Consider the following 17,576-nt stretch of genomic DNA (forward strand, 5'->3'; position numbering starts at 1 on the left):
AATCTGCCCCCCTTTCCCTTTGTATTTTATTGTTTCCCGGAGAAATTGAATGCTGCTACTGACTAACCATATTGGTTACGAGCGTCAGGGTCCTAAGAAAGCGATCATCCAGACGAGTCAACCACGTCTGTCTTCTTATACTGCTTTATTGGTTTGTGCCGACAGCCACCAAACTGTTGCGACACTGACAGTAGAAAAACAAGGCAAAGTGGCAAACTGGCATCAAGGTCATTTTTACCTTGTCGACTTTTCTTCATTTAACACTCCCGGTAACTACTACCTTCGCTTCGATCATTTGCGCTCATCTCACTTTGAGATTGGAGAACATGTTCTTCTCGATCGTACGCTGTCTGATGTGATCCATTATTTTAAATCTCAACGCTGTGGTGGCATTTTCGATCAACAAGATCGCCAAGCACCGCTACTTAACTCTAGCGAAACCGCTGATGTCCACGGTGGTTGGTATGACGCGTCAGGCGACGTCAGTAAGTACCTGAGTCATTTGTCTTACGCGAATTATCTAAATCCACAACAGACACCGATGGTAGTTTGGAACATGTTGAAAGGGTTATCTCTGCTCGAAGGCAACGATAAACTGGCTAAGTTCACTGCCACTCGTCTTGTTGAAGAAGCGTTATTTGGCGCAGACTTCCTTGTTCGTATGCAGAATGAAAAAGGTTTCTTCTACATGACAGTGTTCGACAAGTGGAGTAAAGATACAGCGCAACGCGAGATCTGCGCGTACGAAACTCAACTTGGTCATAAGTTCGATGACTATCAAGCAGGCTATCGACAAGGTGCAGGCATCAGCATTGCAGCATTAGCTTCAGCAGCACGCCTAGATGTTCATGGTGAGTTCGACCAACAAAAATACCGTAATGCGGCAGAAAACGGTTACTGGCACCTAAAAGAACACAACACCCAATACTTAAACGATGGTGAAGAGAACATCATCGATGAATACTGCGCGCTTCTTGCCGCTGTAGAGCTATTCAAGACCACCAAAGAGGCACGTTACCTAGAAGAAAGCCGCGTATGGGCAAAACGTCTTTCCGCTCGCCAAACAAGTGATGAGAACATTCAACACTTTTGGAGTGCTAATCAAGATGGCAGTCGACCTTACTTCCATGCCGCAGAAGCAGGGCTTCCTGTCATCGCACTGTGTGAATACTTAACCATCGAAGACGACTCTGAGCGCACAACGGTAGCAAAACAAATCATCACTCAAGCGTGTGAATTTGAAGTCTCTATCACCAACAAAGTGAAGAACCCATTTGGCTACCCTCGCCAGTATGTAAAAGGCGTTAACGAAGCGAAACGTGATGCGTTCTTTGTGGCACACAACAACGAATCAGGTTACTGGTGGCAAGGTGAGAATGCTCGTCTAGGTTCACTGGCAACCATGGCTTATGGGGCACTCCCCTTCATTGAGTCAAAAGCGCTAAAACAGCAGCTCTCTAAACTCGCACAAGATTCTATTAACTGGATTGTGGGCCTGAACCCATACGACATGTGTATGTTGGATGGTCATGGTCGTAACAATCCGGACTATCTTCCTCAATACGGCTTCTTCAATGCAAAAGGTGGCGTGTGTAACGGCATTACCGGTGGTTTCGAAGATGAAGAAGACATTGCATTTAATCCACCAGCACAGAAAGACGACATGCTTCAGAACTGGCGCTGGGGTGAACAATGGATCCCACATGGTGCTTGGTACCTACTTGCGGTGATGAGTCAGGCTCAGCACATCTCGACTTTAGCGAACTCTCAAGCCTTCAAGGAGCAATAAACATGGGGATGTATTTTGTAGGCATTGATGGGGGCGGCACGTCATGCCGCGCTCGAATCAAAGACGCACAAGGCAACTTCATTGGTGAAGCCAAAAGCGGCAGTGCAAACATCATGCTGGGCGCAGAAATCGCGATGGCGTCGATTCTTGAATCTATTGCTTCAGCGGCAGCACAAGGTGGTCTAACTCAACAAGATTTCGCTTCTATGCACGTAGGGCTGGCTCTAGCAGGTGCGGAACATAAAACCTCTTGGCAAGCATTCATGGCTTTAGAGCACCCATTTGCCAGTATGACACTCAATACCGATGCTTACGGTGCTTGTATCGGTGCGCACAATGGTAAAGATGGTGCGATCATGATTGCAGGGACTGGTTCTTGCGGTATTTACCTTAAAGGTCTTGAGCAACATGTTGTTGGTGGTCGTGAGTTCCCAATATCCGATCAAGGTGGTGGCGCGGTAATGGGGTTACGTCTCATCCAACAAGTCTTACTTGCAGAGGATGGCATCCGAGAAAAAACACCATTAGCAACGCACATCATGGAATTTTTTCAAAACGATATCGACAACGTAGTGGCATGGTCTAAGCACGCATTGCCTCGAGATTATGGTCAGTTTTCCCCGGCTATTTTTCAACACGCTGAACAAGGCGATACGTTGGCGATAGAAATACTCAAACAAACTGCTAACGATATTGAAATGTTCTTGGTCGCGCTTAATAAACGCGGTGCAACGCGCATTTGCTTGATGGGCAGTATCGCAGAGCGAATTCTGAACTGGTTGTCTCCACCAGTTCAACAGTGGGTGGTCGAACCTCAGTTTGATGCGATTGAAGGAGCCATTATGTTTGCTGGTAAGCCAGAACATAACCTTTACTCGGTGAGTGTTGAGTAGGAGTAAACATGGAATATCGTATTGATCTCGTTGTGCTTTCTGAGCAAAAACAAAACTGCCGTTTGGGACTGACTTTTCATAACTTGAGTGATCAGGCTCTAAATAGCTGGAGCCTGACTTTCGCTTTTGATCGTTACATCCTTCCAGATAGCGTTTCAAATGGTCAACTAACTCAGGTTGGTAGCTTTTGCACTCTCAAACCAGAAGGTGTGGTGCTGGCCGCCAACCACCACTATTACTGCGAATTCAGCATTGGCTCTAATCCATTCCGTTACTACTCAGACGGTTTTAATGAAGCGATGATCGATTTTGTTGTTGATGGTCAACCTCAACGCGCACAGGTCGATGTCACACCTATCGTTTTAGCTTCACCTTATCGTGAACGCAGCGACATTCCAGCAAGCTTAACCCACGCTCAACCGTTATTGCCAAAACCGAACCATATTGAAGTCAGCGACCACTCGTTCACGTTTGATGAACAAGCTGGCGTTGCAATTTACACCGACTTAGCGAACTCAGCAAAAGCGTGGTTACTAGAAGAGCTCCAGCGTATTCACCAATTTGCACTTTCTTCTTCTAACAGCGGCAAGATCATTTTCAAAAGCAACCCAACACAGGATGAAGGGGCATATAAGCTCAAAGTATCAGAAGAGTCAATCAAGATTGAAGCAGGCTCTTCGTCTGGCTTTACCCATGCTTGTGCAACTTTATTGCAGCTACTAAAACGAGATGAAGCGACCAATACCATGGAAGTCGTGTGCTGTTCGATCAAAGACAGCCCACGCTTTCGTTACCGCGGCATGATGTTGGACTGTGCTCGCCATTTCCACTCGGTGGATCAAGTTAAACGCCTGATCAACTTGTTGGCGCATTACAAATTTAATACTTTCCACTGGCATTTAACGGATGATGAAGGCTGGCGCATCGAAATCAAATCGTTACCACAACTGACTGACATTGGCGCGTGGCGTGGCATCGATGAAACCATCGAGCCACAGTACACCCATTTATCAGAGCGTTATGGTGGCTTCTACACCCAAGAAGAGATCAAAGACGTTATCGCATTTGCAGCACAGCGTGGCATCACCATCATTCCTGAGATTGATGTACCTGGCCATTGCCGCGCAGCCATCAAGTCTCTGCCACATCTATTGGTTGAAGCAGAAGACACCACTGAGTACCGCAGTATTCAGCATTACAACGATAACGTCATCAACCCGGCTTTACCGGGTACCTACGAGTTTATCGACAAGGTGCTTGAAGAGGTGGCTGCGCTATTCCCTGCCCCTTACGTCCACATTGGCGCAGACGAAGTGCCTAATGGCGTGTGGTCGAAAAGCCCTGCTTGCCAAGCATTTATGGAGCAGTTGGATTACACCGATTACAAAGAATTGCAAGGTCACTTCTTACGTCATGCAGAAGACAAACTGCGCAAACTTGGCAAACGGATGCTAGGTTGGGAAGAAGCCCAACACGGCAACAAGGTCAGCAAAGACACAGTGATCTATTCATGGCTAAGCGAAGAAGCCGCATTGAACTGCGCTCGCCAAGGCTTTGATGTGGTACTGCAACCAGCGCAAACCACTTATCTGGACATGGCCCAAGATTACGCCCCCGAAGAGCCGGGCGTAGACTGGGCCAATCCACTGCCATTAGAGAAAGCCTACAACTACGAACCGCTAGAAGAAGTACCTGCTGACGACCCGATCAGAAAACGCATTTGGGGCATTCAAACCGCTCTATGGTGCGAAATCATAAACACCCCATCGCGCATGGACTACATGATTTTCCCTCGCCTAACTGCCATGGCAGAAGCATGTTGGACTGAAAAACAACACCGCGATTGGACCGACTATTTATCACGTTTGAAAGGTCACCTTCCTCTGCTTGATTTGCAGGGCGTGAATTACCGTAAACCGTGGAAGTAATACCAAGCCAGACGCCAACGCATCGCGCTTAAAGAGTTTTTAAATTTTTGGCTGCAGACGCAGCTTAGTAAAAAGGAAAGATACAAATGAAATACGGCTATTTCGATAACGAGAATCGCGAATACGTCATCACTCGACCTGACGTACCAGCACCATGGACAAACTACCTAGGTACTGAGAAATTCTGTACGGTTATCTCGCACAACGCGGGGGGCTACTCGTTCTATAACTCTCCAGAATACAACCGTGTTACTAAATTCCGTCCAAACGCGACATTCGATCGCCCAGGACACTACGTTTACCTACGTGATGATGAGACAGGTGATTACTGGTCAATCTCGTGGCAACCCGTTGCTAAGAGCTTAGACGAAGCAAACTACGAAGTTCGTCATGGCTTGTCTTACTCTAAGTTCAAATGTGAATACAGCGGTATTACGGCAACGAAAACGCTATTCGTACCAAAAGGCGAAGACGCAGAAGTTTGGGATGTCGTTATCAAGAACACTTCAGATAAACCACGTACAATCAGTGCGTTCTCATTTGTTGAGTTCTCATTCAGCCACATTCAATCTGATAACCAAAACCATCAGATGTCTCTGTACTCTGCCGGAACATCATACAACGAAGGTGTGATTGAGTACGACCTGTACTACAACACTAACGATTTCGAAGGCTTCTACTACCTAGCGTCTACGTTTGACCCAGATTCATACGATGGTCAGCGTGACAGCTTCCTAGGCCTATACCGTGACGAAGCAAACCCGCTAGCGGTAGAACAAGGTAAGTGTTTCAACACCGCACAAACGTGTTACAACCACTGTGGCTCTCTGCACAAGCAATTCACTATCCAACCAGGTGAAGAAGTTCGTTTTGCTTACATTCTAGGTATCGGTAAAGGCAACGGTGACCGTCTACGTGCTAAGTACCAAGATCTTGCAGAAGTCGACAATGCATTTGCAGGTATCAAAGCACACTGGGATGAGCGTTGTGGCAAGTTCCAAGTGAAATCGCCAAACGAAGGTCTAGACACCATGATCAACACTTGGACACTATACCAAGCAGAAACTTGTGTGGTGTGGTCTCGTTTTGCTTCATTCATCGAAGTGGGTGGTCGTACTGGTCTTGGTTACCGCGATACGGCGCAAGATGCAATTTCAGTCCCTCACGCTAACCCAGCAATGACGCGTAAACGTATCGTCGACCTGCTACGTGGTCAGGTGAAAGCGGGTTACGGTCTGCACCTATTCGATCCAGATTGGTTCGATCCAGAAAAAGCAGATGTTAAACCATCGAAATCCCCAACCGTTGTTCCTACTCCGTCTGATGAAGACAAGATCCACGGTATTGAAGATACATGTTCTGATGACCACCTATGGCTAGTCCCAACCATCTGTAAGTATGTGATGGAAACAGGTGAGCACAGCTTCTTCGACGAAGTGATCCCTTACGCTGACGGCGGTGATGCAACGGTTTATGATCACATGAAAGCAGCACTAGACTTCTCGGCTGAATACGTGGGTCAAACCGGTATCTGTAAAGGTCTGCGTGCAGACTGGAACGACTGTCTAAACCTAGGTGGTGGTGAGTCTTCAATGGTGTCGTTCCTGCATTTCTGGGCACTGCAAGAGTTCATCGACCTAGCGAAATACCTAGGCAAAGACGCCGACGTTAAGAAATACACTGAAATGGCAGCCAACGTTCGTGAAGCGTGTGAAACACACCTTTGGGACGACGAAGGCGGTTGGTACATCCGTGGTCTGACGAAGAATGGCGACAAGATCGGTACAGCGCAGCAAGCAGAAGGCCGAGTACACCTTGAGTCAAACACGCTAGCGGTACTTTCTGGTGCGGTATCTCAAGAGCGCGGTGAGAAAGCGATGGACGCTGTCGACGAGAACCTATTCTCTGAATACGGCCTGCACCTAAACTCACCATCATTCGCAACACCAAACGATGACATCGGCTTCGTGACTCGCGTTTACCAAGGCGTAAAAGAGAACGGCGCTATCTTCTCGCACCCAAACCCATGGGCTTGGGTAGCAGAGGCAAAATTGGGCCGTGGAGACCGTGCAATGAAGTTCTACGATGCACTGAACCCATACAATCAAAACGACATCATCGAAAAACGTATTGCAGAACCTTACTCATACGTGCAGTTCATCATGGGTCGTGACCACCAAGACCACGGCCGTGCAAACCACCCTTGGCTAACGGGTACATCTGGCTGGGCTTACTTCGCTGTTACCAACTTTATCCTTGGTGTGCGTACAGGCTTCGACGGTCTAACTATCGATCCTTGTATCCCAACCAACTGGCCTGGTTTCGAAGTGACTCGTCAGTGGCTAGGTGCAACGTACAACATCAAAGTGGTCAACCCAGATTCAGTGAGCAAAGGCGTTAAGTCAATTACCGTGAACGGTGAAGCAGTAAATGGTGCATCAGTGCCAGTTCAAGCTGAAGGCTCTGTAAACGAAGTTATCGTTACTCTAGGTTAATCATCTTTTAGGGGAGAACTTCTCCCCTTTTGATTGATCCGATGCGCTTGAATTTGATAAGTGCATCGGTTCGCTAACAAAGATTTAAGAGGCGGTGGGATGCCGCTCTTATCGAGGATCGAATCATGATCAAATTTGGTACAGGCGGTTGGCGTGCATTTATCGGTGAGGAGTTCACCAAAGATAATGTACGTTTAGTTGCCCAAGCAGTCGCAAACATCACCAATGCCGAGTCAGTTGCCGACCGTGGTTTTGTGATTGGCTATGACCGTCGTTTCCTTTCTGACAAGGCTGGACGTTGGTTCGCAGAAGTACTCGCAGCCAATGGCATTGTTGTTAGCTTCATCGACAAGTTTGTCCCAACCCCTATCGTGATGTTTCAAGCGAAAGAAATGAACTGCGCTTATTCGGCATGTATTACTGCCTCTCACAATCCGGCGGATTACAACGGCGTAAAAATCTTCATCGAAGGCGGCCGTGATGCAGATGAGATGATCACACAGAAAATTGAAGAGCAAATTGCGCACTTAACCTTGGACCAAGTTAAGTTTGTCGATTTTGACCAAGCTATCGAAGACAAACTGATTGAAATCATCAACCCGATGAACGCGTTCGTTGATTCGATCATCAATTTCATTGACATCGAAGCAATCAAAAAAGCCAACCTACGCGTATTAGTCGACCCGATGTTTGGTGTCGCGAAAAACGCGCTACAAACGGTATTGATTAATGGCCGCTGTGAAGTAGACGTAATCAACGATGGTAAGAACCCAGACTTTGGTGGCTTGATGCCTTCACCAAGTGCAGCAACACTATACCGTTTGATGCACCTTGTCGAACAGGAAGGCTACGACATCGGTATCGGTACGGATGGTGACGCTGACCGCCTTGGCATTATCGACGAAAAAGGCCACTTTATTCATCCAAATGAAGTGTTGCTCCTGCTCTACTACTACTTGCTTGAGTACAAGGGCTGGAAAGGTTCGGTGGTACGTAATATCGCGACCACACACCTGCTCGACAAAATCGCGGAAGATCATGGCGAAAAGTGCTTTGAGGTGCCTGTAGGCTTTAAACACATCAGCTCACAAATGGAAGCCGACGACTCACTTATTGGTGGAGAGAGCTCTGGCGGCTTGACCATTCGCGGCCACATCAAAGGTAAAGATGGCGTATTCGCCTCAAGCTTGTTGGTGGAGATGATTTCCGTGACAGGTAAGAAATTGTCTGAACTTCTCGATGAAATCTACGGCAAGTACGGCTATGCCTACATGGCGGAAGGCGATTGCAAATTCAAACCAGCGCAAAAAGAAGTACTGTTCAACAAGATCTATGTGGAAAAACTGTTGCCTGAGTTTGAGTTTGAAATCGAAAAAGTCAACTACGAAGATGGGGCAAAAGTGTACTTCAAGAACGGTGGCTGGATCATTGCCCGCTTCTCAGGTACAGAGCCACTACTGCGAATTTTTGCAGAAATGCAAAATAAGGACACTGCGGAACGTGTTCTTCAACAGTTTAAAGACTTTTTGTCTCTATAACTGACCTTGTGCACTGTCCGAGCACAATCCTATAGGTGAAGAACACTTGCCCGGCATCACCGCCGGGCCTTTTTGTTTTTACCTAAACTCAGGTTGTTTGTGTTAAGCAAAAGCCAGCACGCCTTGAGTTTCCACTTTTACCGTCACGCTATCACCCACATTTAACGCCTGGGATGAAGTCGCCAACAAACGGTCACCATTCACGTCAATCACATAACGGCAATGATCGCCCATAAAGTGCAGCTCCAGTACTTTCACTGCACTCTCTTCATTGGCTTCAATCTGTACATGCTGCGGGCGCAGTAATAACGCACATTCAGCATCAACTGGAATCGCTTGCTGAGCATTCGCTTCGACCAGACCTAAATGGGTTTCAAACTCGCTATCAGAAATACGTTTTGCCGCAAGATAACTGCCACCACCTAAGAAATCCGCGACAAACTTGCTCGAAGGTTGGTAGTACAACTCAGACGCTGTGCCATACTGCTCTATGACACCATGGTTCATTACCGCCATCTTATCTGCAAAAGCAAAAGCTTCTTCACGACTGTGAGTCACAAAAATCGCCGTAACACCCTGCTCTTTAAAGATCTTGCGGATCTCACCAATTAACTCATGGCGAACTTGGGTATCGATGTTCGAGAACGGTTCATCAAGCAGTAGCAGGTCTGGCTTGTAAGCGAGCGATCGAGCAATCGCCACGCGCTGTTGCTGACCACCGGAAAGCTGATGAGGATAGCGATCACCGTAGCCTTTTAGATGCACTAAACCCAACATTTCCTCTACTTTAAGGAGCTTTTGTTGTGCCGTTTCATTCTTCAAGCCAAACGCGATGTTCTCTGCCACAGTCAGGTGGGGGAACAAGGCATAGTCTTGGAAAATCATCCCGATATTACGCTGCTCTGGAGGCAACCAGTTTTCACCATCATCAATAGTAAGGCAGTTTAAGCTCATTTGACCTGAACTTAGTGGCAACAAACCAGCAATGGCTTTCAATAACGTTGTTTTACCGCAGCCACTCGCACCAAGTAGACATACGATTTGCCCTTGCTCTACCTCAAGAGAAAGGGACTCAAGGACAGTTTGAGCGTCATACTGACAAGTTAAGTTTCTAATTGATAGTGCGCAACTCATTAGTGATTTTGCTCCAATGAACGGTTAACAACAACAAGCGGGATCAACCCAACAAGAACCAGTAATACCGCCGGAAGGGCAGCCAATTCTAAATGTTCATCCGAGGCGAAGTTATACACATACGTCGCCAGCGTTTCAAAGTTAAATGGGCGCAGTAACAACGCTGCGTTGAGCTCTTTCATCGACTCAATAAACACTAAGAGTCCGGCGATCAATGCACCGCGTTTTACCAATGGAAAATGCACTCGCCATAGCATGGTATTCGGCGTACAGCCCATGGTTCGAGAGGCCATGTCTAATGATGGAGAAATCTTATTCAAGTTGCTTTCCACGCTGCCAATTGCGACTGCAGAGAAACGCACCACCATAGCGAAGATCAACGCAAACATTGAACCAGAGAAAATCAGCCCCGGTCTGCTCCACTCCATCGCTTTAGCAAAATCGTTAACGCGGTGATCCATAAACAGTACCGCCACCATCACACCAATGGCCAACACGGTACCAGGCACAGCATAACCCATTGAAGATAAACGCATAAAAACTAAGCTAGTACGTCCACCATTGACTCGCTGACTAAAATTAACAACCAAAGCAATCACAACCCCGATAATTGCCGCAATGATCGACACCACGAAACTATTCCACGCGTATTCACGGAACTCAGGCGTCCAGCTTTGAGCAAAATAGGTGATCGCGTAATCAACAAGCTGAAGCAATGGAAATATAAAGGCAATGGCAACTAGGCCCCAACACCAGATTAATGCGCCCCACTTCTTCCATCCTGTTAGCTTATAGCGAAATTCCTCATGGCTATTAAATTGACTTTGGAAAAGCTTTTGCTTACGACGACTGTAACGTTCAGCACTCAATAACAACACGACAACCATCAACATCAACGCAGATATCTTAGCGGCAGCATTAAGGTTCGAGTAACCAAGCCAAGTATCATAAACGGCCGTGGTTAACGTATTGACTGCGAAATAGCTAACCGTGCCAAAATCGCCGATGGTTTCCATTGCTACAAGCGACAAACCAACGGCAATCGAGGGGCGAACCAAAGGCATCGATATACGCCAAAAACTCTCCCAAGGAGAGCACTTTAATAAGCGGGCACTTTGTAATAAGGAAACATTTTGCTCCATAAATGCAGCGCGACACAGCAAATACACATACGGATATAGCACAAGAGAAAGCACAAAAGTGGCACCAGACAAGGTGCGAATATCAGGGAACCAATACTCCCCTGGCCCCCAACCCGTTATATCACGTAAAAAAATCTGGATTGGACCGGCAAAATCAAACCAGTCGGTAAAAATGTAACCAATGATATAACCCGGCATAGCGAGCGGTAGCACCAATGCCCATTGCAACCACTTCTCGGTTGGCAGCTTACACATGGCCATGAACCATGCGCTAGGAATGCCAAGAATAAGGGAAAGCATCATCACACCCGCCGTCAGTGTGACGGTGTTGTAGATGTAAGTCGGCATAACCGTTGCCATTAAGTGGGCGAACAAGTCATCCGTTTCGCCAATGGCGGTATAGAAGATCGCTAAGATCGGCAAAACCAGTAACAGAGCTATCACTCCGCTACTGGTTTTCCATAGAGAACGTTTATCTTTCATTGCCTAAATACTTCAAGGCTATATGAAATATAAATGCAGGTGCAAGTACATCTCATATCCTTTAATCAAATGGGAGTATAGTTATACCCCCACAAGGAATTAAAGGTCAAATTTCACTTCATCTAGAAGCTTAATTGCCGCTTCATGATTTGCAGCAATCTCGTCTAGAGAAATCTTATCCGCAGAGAAATCACCCCACGACTCCACTAACTCAGAACGCTTTACGCCCTCTTTTACTGGATACTCATAGTTCACTTCTGCGTACATTTGCTGTGCTTTATCGCCCGTAAGGAATTCCATTAATTTTACCGCATTCTCTTGGTTTGGAGAGTATTTCGCCATCGCCATGCCAGAGATATTTACGTGTGTACCCGTAGTGTCTTGGTTAGGGAAATTGATGTATACCGCATCAGCCCAAGCTTTCTGCTCTTTATCGTTCACCATCTTACCTAGGTAGTAGCTGTTACCTAGCGAAACATCACAGAGGCCTTCTTTGATCGCTTTAACTTGACCACGGTCGTTACCTTGCGGCTTACGAGCTAGGTTCGCTTTTACGCCTTCTAGCCATTCTTTTGTCTCCGCTTCACCGTGGTGTGCGATCATAGAAGAAACGAGAGATACGTTGTAAGGGTGCTTACCGCTACGAGTACAGATTTTGCCTTTGAATTCTGGCTTTGCTAGATCTGCGTAGTTGAAGTCGCTACCTAGCTTACCAACACGGTCACGTGAAGAGTAAACGTTACGAGTACGTAGCGTTAGAGCAAACCATTCGTTTTCTTTATCTTGGTACTGTGCTGGTACATTTTCTTCAATGATTTTACTGTCTACCTTTTGAACTAAACCTTTGTTAGTCAGTTCCGCTAGACGGCTGATGTCTGTGGTAAGGATTACGTCAGCTGGGCTGTATTCGCCTTCTTGAGCCAACTTCTCTGCTAGACCTTGTTTCGCAAACTTAACGTTTACTTTGATGCCAGTATCTTTAGTGAACTCATTAAACATAGGCTCAACTAGGAAAGGTTGACGGTAAGAGTAGACGTTCACTTCCTCAGCAGCCATTGCCGCTGGAGCCAACGTTGCGCATGTCATCGCGGAAAGGGCTAGCAGTTTTTTCATTGTTCAATCCTTCAATATGCTAATGATAACGTTTATCAGTTGCGTTATTATATGCATGTCCAATTTGAAAACAATGACTCAAATTAAAAAAACCTGCGTTTAGGCAGGTTTTTTAATAGCGACGCAAATTTTATATTAAGCCATTCAGCCTTATTTTACGGTAACAAACTCAGGGTAAGCACCAACACCACAATCATGCATATCCATGCCTTCTAGCTCTTCTTCCTCTGACACGCGGATACCAATCGTTGCTTTTAGGATGGCCCATACCACTAGGCTCGCACCGAATACCCAAGCAAAAATCACTGCCGCACCAAGAAGCTGAGCACCAAACGTTGCATCACCGTTACTTAGTGGCACAACCATTAGCCCAAAGAAACCACACACACCGTGAACTGAGATAGCACCAACTGGATCATCAATCTTAAGCTTATCTAGAGCAATGATGCTAAATACGACTAGAGCACCCGATACCGCACCGATAGCGACGGAGTATAGTGGGGATGGTGATAGCGGGTCTGCGGTAATCGCAACCAGACCTGCCAATGCACCGTTAAGAATCATAGTCAGGTCTGCTTTACCCCATGTTGTCTTACATACGCACAGTGCAGCAATGGCACCTGCAGCCGCTGCTGCATTGGTGTTCAAAAAGATTTGACCTACGGCCGTTGCATTCTCAAAGTCAGACACCATTAACTGAGAACCACCGTTGAAACCGAACCAGCCGAACCAAAGAATAAAGGTACCCAGTGTCGCAAGTGGCATGTTTGAACCTGGAATAGGGTAAATTTCGCCGTTTTTTCCGTACTTACCCTTACGCGCACCAAGCAGCAATACACCAGCTAACGCTGCTGATGCGCCCGCCATGTGTACGATACCTGAGCCAGCAAAATCACTAAAGCCAGCTGCTGATAAGAAACCGCCGCCCCATGTCCAATAACCTTCCATTGGGTAGATGAATGCCGTTAGTACTACGGAGAAGATAAGGAACGACCAAAGCTTCATACGCTCAGCAACCGCACCAGAGACGACTGACATTGCGGTTGCGACAAATACAACCTGGAAGAAGAAGTCCGACTCCAGTGAGTGGTCAGCACCTTCACCTTGAGTACCAATAAGTGCGCCAAATGATGGTAGCCAACCACCTTCGCTGTTATCAACATACATAATGTTGTAGCCGACCAACAGGAACATGGTACAAGCAATTGCGTACAGACAGATGTTTTTCGTTAGAATTTCTGTCGTATTTTTAGAGCGAACCAAGCCCGCTTCCAGCATGGCAAAACCCGCTGCCATCCACATGACTAACGCACCGGAAATGAGAAAGAAAAAGGTGTCGAGTGCGTAACGTAATTCAGTAACCGTGGTTGTTAATTCCATGATAGTTCTCCAATCCATTGAATTCTTAAAGTGCTTCTGCGTCCATTTCACCCGTACGAATACGCACCGCTTGGCTTAGGTCGTAGACAAAAATCTTGCCGTCACCAATTTTCCCTGTTTGAGCCGCTTTGGTGATCGCTTCTACCACGCGCTCTACATTGTCTGCATGTGTCGCGATTTCTAGTTTTACTTTTGGTAGAAAATCGACTTGATACTCAGCGCCACGGTACAACTCCGTATGGCCCTTTTGGCGACCGAAGCCTTTAACCTCTGATACTGTCATCCCTTCAATACCAGCATCAGCCAATGCTTCACGTACATCATCCAACTTAAAAGGTTTTATAATGGCATTTATGATTTTCATTGAATCTTCTCCGCAGCTTTCATCTTTATACACTTTTAATAATCCAATCTGCATGCCAACTTTATAAGCCATTGATTATAAATAAAATAACAAAAACAATAACGTTAAAACAAAAAAAGGCGCACCGAGATGGTGCGCCCTTTTCACAAATATAAGGCAATATGATTTAGATCACCCAAAACTGTGCATCACATGCCCAAAAAGTCTTTCCACTGATCAATCAGGGCACAGAAATCCTCTATACCACAGTTCGCTGTACTCTCTGCATCGTAGAAATCAAACTCACTTTCCATCTCTACTTCATATTCATGCGAAAGTGCATTTTCTTGTACTAACACCTCGTCGCCTTGAATCATCAAACTGATCTCTGAACCCACTAATTTATGTTCTTGAGAAGGTGAAGAAAAAGCCTGATCAACTAACGCTTCAACTTGAGAAATTTTGGCCGGATCTTTTCCAATTTCTTCTTGTAACCATCGACCTACAATCTCATGCCCCATACTGCATTTGACATAGTATTCGCCCATCAAAGTATTACGGATGAATTCAAATTCCATCGAGATTGCCTTTTCGTATCAATTTGGTGCGGAGTATAACGAATTGCGCCCATAAAAAAAGCACCTCAATGAGGTGCTTTGTGTTTGTGTACTCAGCTTATGCTGGCTCTTGGAAGATCACTTCTGCCGCTTTCTTAGTGTACTCATCCATTTTATGGAAGTTCAAGTAACGGTAAGTATCAGCTGCTGTCGCATCGATTTGCTTCGCGTATTCTAAGTACTCTTCCTTGGTTGGGATCTTACCTAGAATCGCGCCTACTGCAGCAAGCTCTGCTGAAGAAAGGTATACATTCGCACCTGTACCTAGACGGTTCGGGAAGTTACGCGTTGAAGTCGACATGACTGTTGCTTTATCTGCTACTCGTGCTTGGTTACCCATACATAGTGAACACCCAGGGGTTTCAATACGAACTCCAGCGCGGCCGTAAATACCGTAGTAACCTTCTTCCGTCAGTTGGTCACGGTCCATCTTCGTTGGTGGCGCCACCCATAGACGAGTGTTAAGTTGACCACCGAATTGCTCTAGCAGTTTACCTGCTGCTCGGAAGTGACCAATGTTAGTCATACAAGAACCGATGAACACTTCATCAATTTGTGTGCCTTGCACTTCAGACAGAAGACGGGCGTCATCCGGATCGTTTGGTGCACATAGGATTGGTTCGTGAATATCCGCTAGATCAATTTCAATGATGTGTGCGTATTCGGCATCTGCATCCGCTTCCATCAGTTCTGGGTTTGCCAACCACTCTTCCATCGCTGTGATACGACGCTCGATTGTACGACGGTCGCCGTAACCTTCCGAGATCATCCACTTAAGCATGGTGATGTTCGAATTTAGGTATTCTTCGATCGACGATTGAGACAGCTTAACCGTACAACCAGCCGCACTGCGCTCTGCAGAAGCATCAGACAATTCGAATGCCTGTTCAACCGTTAGGTGCTCAACACCCTCGATTTCTAGTACACGACCAGAGAATTCGTTGATTTTACCTGCTTTCTCAACCGTCAGTAGACCTTGTTGAATTGCGTAGTAAGGAATCGCATGAACGAGATCACGTAGCGTGATACCCGGCTGCATTTCGCCTTTAAAGCGCACCAAGATTGACTCTGGCATATCCAGTGGCATAACGCCTGTCGCCGCAGCGAACGCAACCAGACCAGAGCCAGCAGGGAATGAAATACCGAGAGGGAAACGAGTATGCGAGTCACCACCTGTACCTACAGTATCAGGTAGAAGCATACGGTTTAGCCATGAGTGAATAACGCCGTCACCTGGACGAAGCGATACACCGCCACGGTTCATGATGAAATCAGGTAGCGTGTGGTGCGTGTTTACGTCAACAGGCTTTGGATATGCTGAAGTGTGACAGAATGACTGCATCACTAGATCCGCCGAGAAGCCAAGACACGCAAGATCTTTTAGCTCATCACGCGTCATTGGACCGGTTGTATCCTGAGAACCGACCGTTGTCATCTTAGGCTCACAGTATTGACCTGCACGCACACCCTCTACGCCACATGCTTTACCAACCATCTTCTGAGCTAATGTGTAGCCTTTGTCTGACGCTGAAGGATCCACTGGCTTAGCGAATAACTCCGTTTCTTCTAGGCCAAGAGATGCACGAGCACGGCTTGTTAAACCACGACCGATGATCAGAGGAATACGACCACCAGCACGAACTTCGTCAAGCAATACTGTACTCAGTTTAAAGCGAGAAATCTCTTCACTGTTTTTGCGCACAACACCTTCGTATGGATAGATGTCAATTACATCACCCATGTTCATGTTTTGTACATCTAATTCAATCGGCAGTGCGCCCGAGTCTTCCATTGTGTTGTAGAAGATAGGCGCAATTTTACCACCTAGACAGATACCGCCCGTGCGCTTGTTTGGTACAAATGGGATATCTTCACCCATAAACCAAAGCACGGAGTTTGTTGCTGATTTACGTGAAGAGCCCGTACCAACAACATCACCCACGTAGGCTAGCGGGATACCGTCTTTTTGTAGCTCTTCAATTTGATTGATAGGACCAACGCTGCCAGGCTGATCTGGGTTGATACCATCACGCTCCATCTTCAGCATCGCTTTCGCGTGTACTGGAATGTCTGGACGAGACCAAGCATCTGGTGCTGGAGATAAATCATCTGTGTTGGTTTCACCCGTTACTTTAAAGACTTTAACGGTGATCTTTTCTGCGACTTTCTTTTTTGAGGTGAACCATTCCGCATCTGCCCAAGATTGTAGGACTTGTTGTGCGAATGTATTGCCTGCTTTGGCTTTCTCTTCTACATCGTAAAAAGCATCGAACATCAGCAATGTGTGAGACAACGCTTTAACTGAGATTGCCGCTAGTAGGTCATCATCTAGCAATTCAACTAGTGGAGCGATGTTGTAACCGCCTTGCATCGTACCTAGTAGCTCAGCCGCTTTTTCACGGCTTACTAATGGTGATGCCACTTCACCTTTTGCTACCGCCGTTAGGAAGCCCGCTTTTACATAAGCAGCTTCATCTACGCCCGGTGGGATACGGTTTTCTAGTAGGTCAAGAATAAATGCTTCTTCACCTTGTGGGGGATTTTTCAGAAGTTCAACAAGTCCAGCAACTTGTTCAGCGTCTAGCGGTTTAGGAACAACTCCTTCGGCAGCACGCTCTTCGACGTGTTTACGGTAGGCTTCAAGCACGACTTTTTCCTCTCATTGCGGTTCCTCCTTTATTAATTACTATTGTTAAAGTAAAGGAGTGAACATCCTTGGAA

General features: G+C 46.5%; 12 protein-coding genes. 5 read left to right on the forward strand and 7 right to left on the reverse strand.

Annotation, left to right across the window (positions count from 1 at the left end):
- The first annotated feature begins 49 nt into the window (after positions 1-49).
- From ACVA54_RS10770 to ACVA54_RS10790, 5 genes are all read left to right on the forward strand, one after another.
- On the forward strand, positions 50-1,789 hold the full coding sequence (locus ACVA54_RS10770; protein WP_099079868.1) for a glycoside hydrolase family 9 protein: 1,740 nt from the start codon (positions 50-52) through the stop codon (positions 1,787-1,789).
- Between the two features lie 2 nt (positions 1,790-1,791).
- A complete protein-coding gene (locus ACVA54_RS10775; protein ID WP_446649602.1) occupies positions 1,792-2,682 on the forward strand; it encodes a BadF/BadG/BcrA/BcrD ATPase family protein in 891 nt (296 codons plus the stop codon).
- An 8-nt stretch (positions 2,683-2,690) separates the two neighbouring features.
- Positions 2,691-4,610 (forward strand): beta-N-acetylhexosaminidase, encoded by a 1,920-nt coding sequence (locus tag ACVA54_RS10780; protein ID WP_446643000.1) that lies wholly within the window; start codon positions 2,691-2,693, stop codon positions 4,608-4,610.
- An 86-nt stretch (positions 4,611-4,696) separates the two neighbouring features.
- Positions 4,697-7,105 (forward strand): GH36-type glycosyl hydrolase domain-containing protein, encoded by a 2,409-nt coding sequence (locus tag ACVA54_RS10785; RefSeq protein WP_119463524.1) that lies wholly within the window; start codon positions 4,697-4,699, stop codon positions 7,103-7,105.
- Between the two features lie 125 nt (positions 7,106-7,230).
- Positions 7,231-8,643: a phosphoglucomutase/phosphomannomutase family protein gene (locus tag ACVA54_RS10790; RefSeq protein WP_099079864.1), complete on the forward strand. Its 1,413-nt coding sequence runs from the start codon at positions 7,231-7,233 to the stop codon at positions 8,641-8,643.
- Between the two features lie 102 nt (positions 8,644-8,745).
- On the opposite strand, the gene ACVA54_RS10795 is transcribed toward ACVA54_RS10790, so the two are convergent.
- The 7 genes from ACVA54_RS10795 to acnB form a co-directional block, all read right to left on the reverse strand.
- Complete coding sequence (locus tag ACVA54_RS10795) at positions 8,746-9,777, reverse strand: ABC transporter ATP-binding protein (RefSeq protein ID WP_099079863.1); 1,032 nt, start codon at positions 9,775-9,777, stop codon at positions 8,746-8,748.
- The gene (locus ACVA54_RS10800) at positions 9,777-11,402 is read right to left on the reverse strand and encodes an ABC transporter permease (RefSeq protein ID WP_446596099.1); all 1,626 of its coding nucleotides are present in this window, start codon (positions 11,400-11,402) and stop codon (positions 9,777-9,779) included. Before ACVA54_RS10800 ends, ACVA54_RS10795 begins: the two co-directional genes overlap by 1 nt.
- A gap of 99 nt (positions 11,403-11,501) precedes the next feature.
- A complete protein-coding gene (locus tag ACVA54_RS10805; RefSeq protein WP_446608775.1) occupies positions 11,502-12,515 on the reverse strand; it encodes a Fe(3+) ABC transporter substrate-binding protein in 1,014 nt (337 codons plus the stop codon).
- A gap of 150 nt (positions 12,516-12,665) precedes the next feature.
- Positions 12,666-13,895: an ammonium transporter gene (locus ACVA54_RS10810; protein ID WP_099079860.1), complete on the reverse strand. Its 1,230-nt coding sequence runs from the start codon at positions 13,893-13,895 to the stop codon at positions 12,666-12,668.
- A gap of 25 nt (positions 13,896-13,920) precedes the next feature.
- Complete coding sequence (locus ACVA54_RS10815; protein WP_099079904.1) at positions 13,921-14,259, reverse strand: P-II family nitrogen regulator; 339 nt, start codon at positions 14,257-14,259, stop codon at positions 13,921-13,923.
- A gap of 188 nt (positions 14,260-14,447) precedes the next feature.
- Positions 14,448-14,816 (reverse strand): YacL family protein, encoded by a 369-nt coding sequence (locus tag ACVA54_RS10820; RefSeq protein WP_099079859.1) that lies wholly within the window; start codon positions 14,814-14,816, stop codon positions 14,448-14,450.
- Between the two features lie 97 nt (positions 14,817-14,913).
- A complete protein-coding gene (gene acnB, locus ACVA54_RS10825; protein ID WP_099079858.1) occupies positions 14,914-17,502 on the reverse strand; it encodes a bifunctional aconitate hydratase 2/2-methylisocitrate dehydratase in 2,589 nt (862 codons plus the stop codon).
- Between the last annotated feature and the right edge of the window lie 74 nt (positions 17,503-17,576).

This window comes from Vibrio sp. PNB23_22_6, from assembly GCF_052877535.1.